Source organism: Ruegeria sp. O4 (assembly GCF_056535125.1).
Window position 1 is genome coordinate 1 of the sequence record NZ_JBQERO010000038.1, and the last position, 4349, is coordinate 4349.

The window sequence follows — 4349 nt, forward strand, 5'->3', positions numbered from 1 at the left end:
ACCAACAGAGGAAAACCATGAAACGGACGACATCATTTTATTCGGCATTGGCGGTCGGTTTACTGACTGCGACGGTTGCGGCATCGGAGACGGAACTGACAGTTTACACCGCTGTTGAGGCGGAGGATCTGGCGAGGTATGCGGAGACGTTCAACCAGAGTAACCCTGATATCAAGATCAACTGGGTTCGGGATTCGACGGGGATCATCACCGCGAAGTTGCTGGCTGAGCGTGACAACCCACAGGCGGATGTGGTTTGGGGGTTGGCGGCGACCTCTCTGCTGCTGTTGAAATCCGAAGGGATGCTGGAGCCTTATGCCCCGGCTGGCGTAGACAAGCTGGATGCGAAATTCGTCGATGGTGACAACCCGCCTGCCTGGGTTGGCATGGACGCCTGGGTTGCCTCGGTTTGCTACAACACGGTTGAGGCGGAAAAGGCCGGGCTGAAGCCGCCCACTTCGTGGAAGGACCTGACTGATCCGATGTACAAGGATCAGGTGATCATGCCGAACCCGAATTCCTCTGGCACGGGGTTCCTTGATGTGTCCAGCTGGCTTCAAATGTTTGGCGAAGAAGGTGGCTGGGAATACATGGATGCGCTGCACGAGAATATTGCGCGCTACACCCATTCCGGCTCGAAGCCTTGCAAACTGGCGGCGGCGGGCGAGATCCCGATTGGTATCTCTTTTGCGTTCCGTGGGGCGAAGTCCAAAGCTGATGGCGCACCGCTGGAAATCATTGTGCCTTCGGAAGGCGTCGGCTGGGACATGGAAGCAACCGCGATTGTGGCCGGTACCGCAAATCTGGAAGCCGCGCAGAAGCTGGTGGACTTCACCGTCACCAAAGAGGCCAACGAGATGTACAATACCGGCTATGCGGTCGTGGCGTATCCCGGCGTTGCAAAACCGGTTGAACACTTCCCAGAAGGTCTTCTGGATGCGATGATCAACAATGATTTCGAGTATGCCGCCAACAATCGCGCGGCAATCCTGAAGGAATGGCAGTCTCGCTATGACGGAAAGTCTGAAGCGAAATAATTCCATTGGCAGGAGGGGCTTTTGTGCCGCTCCTGCCCGCCACTCTCTTGTTCCCACCAACACAACCAACTCACCCGGCGCGCACCGGCCAGGATCGGTCGTGCCCGAGGTGCAGATGTGAGGACCTCTCCCGTGCTTCAGAAAACACCACCCGGTGAACTGTATCTCAGCATCCAGAATTTGTGGAAAGCGTTCGGCAGCTTTCTGGCACTCAAGGACATCTCTCTTGAAATCAAAGAAGGTGAATTCATTTGTTTCCTTGGCCCGTCCGGCTGCGGCAAGACCACCTTGTTGCGGGCGATTGCCGGGCTGGATCTGCAGACCAAGGGTACGGTTATGCAGGATGGCAAGGACGTCTCCAACCTGCCCCCGTCCGAGCGCGATTTCGGGATTGTGTTTCAGTCCTATGCGCTGTTCCCGAACCTGACGATCGAAAAGAACATCGCATTTGGCCTTGAAAACACGGGCCGCAGCAAGTCGGATATCGCGGTTCGGGTGAGCGAGCTGTTGAACCTTGTTGGTCTGCCGGATCAGGGCAGGAAATACCCGGCACAATTGTCCGGTGGCCAGCAGCAGAGGATTGCGCTGGCCCGCGCCATTGCAACCAATCCCGGTTTGCTGCTGCTGGACGAACCCCTGTCGGCGCTGGACGCCAAGGTGCGCGTTCACCTGCGGCATGAGATCAAGGAATTGCAGCGCAAGCTGGGTGTGACCACCGTGATGGTGACGCACGATCAGGAAGAAGCGCTGGCCATGGCCGACCGCATCGTGGTGATGAACCACGGGGTGATTGAACAAGTTGGATCGCCCACGGAGATCTACCGCGAACCGGCCAACCTGTTCGTGGCCGACTTTATCGGTGAAATGAACCAGATCCGATCTCAGGTCACCAAAGGCGGGCGGTTGAGCGTCGGGGAAAAGACCTTTGCCTGCCTCAGCCACACGTTCAATGATGGCACCCCGGTCATCGCAGCCATTCGTCCCGAAGACATCATCCCTCATGAAGCTGGTTATCTTGACACGGGCGGCAATCGGAACTGCATCGAGGTCACGCTTGATGAAATGGAGTTTCTGGGCTCGTTCTGGCGTTGCCGCCTGAACAACGAGCGGTTCGGATCTTCTGAACTGATCGCGGATTTTTCGATCAACGCCGTGCGTCGTCTTGAGCTGGAAGAGGGGTGCAGCATGGTGATCGAGCTTCCCGAGAACCGCCTGATGGCGTTTGACCTTCCGGAGGCTGCGGCATGAGCACGATGTCGACCAATCACGACACATTGCCTGTCGGGCCGGATATCAGGCCCAGGCTCAGCCGCGATGACATCCTGATGCGCGGAAGCATGATGGTGATCGCGCTCTATCTGATCGTGACACTGGCGCTGCCGCTTTACACGATGCTTTCCAAGTCCTTCTCGACCTACCGGGTCGAGCTGTCCCAGTATGAGTTTCAGGTCAGTGATGAAGCGGGTGTGTTTGACGGAACGATCCTGACGGCTGACGAACTGAACAGGCAATTGGGGGTGTATTCCGACACCGATCTGACAACCGGCTCGGACGGGCGTTTGCCGGTGACCGGGTTTTTTCCGGATTTCAGCTTTCGCAGCCCGGTCATGTACCAGATGCGGAACACGACGGAGGCCGGGCGCTTTCTGGTCGGGTCGACTTTGAACGAAGGCACCGATTGGGTCGAGCTTGATTCCAACACGTTCCGCCGGGTGCAGATGCGGCCGGTTCAAGCGCGGGGTCTGGGCAACTTCATCAACTACTTCTCAACCCCGGCCCTGTTCAACTCGATCAAGAATTCCCTTTGGATTTCGGTTGTCAGCACAATCGTTACGGTGACGCTGGCGTTCTGGTTTGCCTATGCGCTGAACCGAAGCTGCATGCGGTTCAAGGGGGTCTTTCGCCTGATCGCGATGGCGCCGATTCTGGTTCCCTCGCTGCTGCCGGGCATCGCGCTGGTCTACCTGTTCGGCAATCAGGGGATGATCAAGGAGTTGCTGTTCGGAGCCAGTATCTACGGCCCCATAGGCATCGTGATCGGATCGGTCTTCTTTACCTTTCCACACGCGTTCCTGATCATATCGACCGCGCTCGCGATATCGGATGCGCGGTTGTACGAGGCCGCTGTCAGCTTGCGCTCAACCCCCTGGCGGACATTCTGGACCGTTACCATACCCGGCGCGCGCTATGGCCTGATTTCCGCAGCCTTTGTCGTGTTCAATCTGGTGATCACCGATTTTGGCCTGCCAAAGGTGATCGGCGGCCAGTTCAACGTGCTTGCCGTGGATATCTACAAACAGGTGATCGGCCAGCAGAACTTTGAGATGGGCGCCGTGGTCTCGGTGGTTCTGGTCATCCCCGCAATTCTGGCTTTTGCCATCGACCGGATGGTTCAGTCCAAGCAGGTGGCGCTGCTGTCTGCGCGCTCGGTTCCATATCAGGCAACACCAAACCCAAAGACTGATCGCATATTCCTGATCTACTGCAGTTTGATCGGCCTGTTCATTGTTGGTCTTCTGGCCGTGTGTCAGTTTGCGGCGTTGATCAAGTTCTGGCCCTACGATCTGAGCCTGAGCCTCAAGAATTACCAGTTCGACAAGATGGATGGCGGCGGCTGGGGATCGTATTTCAACTCGATCAAACTGGCTTTCCTGACGGCGGTGATCGGCACGACGGTTGTCTTCTTCGGGGCGTATCTGGTGGAAAAATCGAACGGCTTCAAAACCGGACGGTCGATCTTTCAGATGTTCGCCATGCTGCCGATGGCCATTCCGGGCATGGTTCTGGGACTGTCGTATATCTTCTTCTTCAACAACCCGTCCAATCCGTTCAATGCGATCTACGGCACCATGGCGATCCTGGTGGTTTGCACGGTGACGCATTTCTATACCGTATCGCACCTGACGGCGGTCACCGCTCTCAAGCAGATGGATAAAGAGTTCGAGTCGGTGTCGGCCTCTCTCAAACAGCCGACAATGAAGCTGTTTGCCCGCGTGACGGTGCCGGTCTGCCTGCCTGCGGTGCTGGACATCTCGATCTATCTGTTCGTCAACGCGATGACGACCGTGTCGGCGGTTGTGTTCCTCTACTCACCCAAAACCACACTCGCGTCCATCGCGGTGCTGAACATGGATGATGCCGGGGATATCGCACCCGCAGCCGCAATGGGCATGATGATCTTCTACACCAACGCAGCCGCCCGGATCTTTCATCTGATGGCATCAAAAGGCATCCTGGCCCGCACACAGGCCTGGCGCAGCAGGTAATCCACACAAAAAACTCAATACCCCCGCAGATCACATATCTGCGGGG

At 57.0% G+C, this 4349-nt stretch carries 3 protein-coding genes; all 3 read left to right on the forward strand.

Annotated elements, in window-relative coordinates:
* The first annotated feature begins 17 nt into the window (after positions 1 to 17).
* The 3 genes from ACR0J7_RS20320 (at position 18) to ACR0J7_RS20330 (ending at position 4303) form a co-directional block, all read left to right on the forward strand.
* Entirely contained in the window at positions 18 to 1037 is a 1020-nt protein-coding gene (locus ACR0J7_RS20320) for a putative 2-aminoethylphosphonate ABC transporter substrate-binding protein (protein WP_480589193.1), read from the forward strand.
* Between the two features lie 132 nt (positions 1038 to 1169).
* Positions 1170 to 2285: a putative 2-aminoethylphosphonate ABC transporter ATP-binding protein gene (locus tag ACR0J7_RS20325; RefSeq protein ID WP_267365559.1), complete on the forward strand. Its 1116-nt coding sequence runs from the start codon at positions 1170 to 1172 to the stop codon at positions 2283 to 2285.
* Positions 2282 to 4303, forward strand: coding sequence for a putative 2-aminoethylphosphonate ABC transporter permease subunit (locus ACR0J7_RS20330; RefSeq protein ID WP_480484610.1), 2022 nt, complete (start codon positions 2282 to 2284; stop codon positions 4301 to 4303). Before ACR0J7_RS20325 ends, ACR0J7_RS20330 begins: the two co-directional genes overlap by 4 nt.
* Positions 4304 to 4349 lie beyond the last annotated feature (46 nt).

Excerpts from the sequence above, each read along its gene's own strand:
- ACR0J7_RS20320 (WP_480589193.1), top strand. The coding sequence starts at position 18 with ATGAAACGGACGACATCATTTTATTCGGCATTGGCGGTCGGTTTACTG.
- ACR0J7_RS20330 (WP_480484610.1), top strand. The coding sequence starts at position 2,282 with ATGAGCACGATGTCGACCAATCACGACACATTGCCTGTCGGGCCGGAT.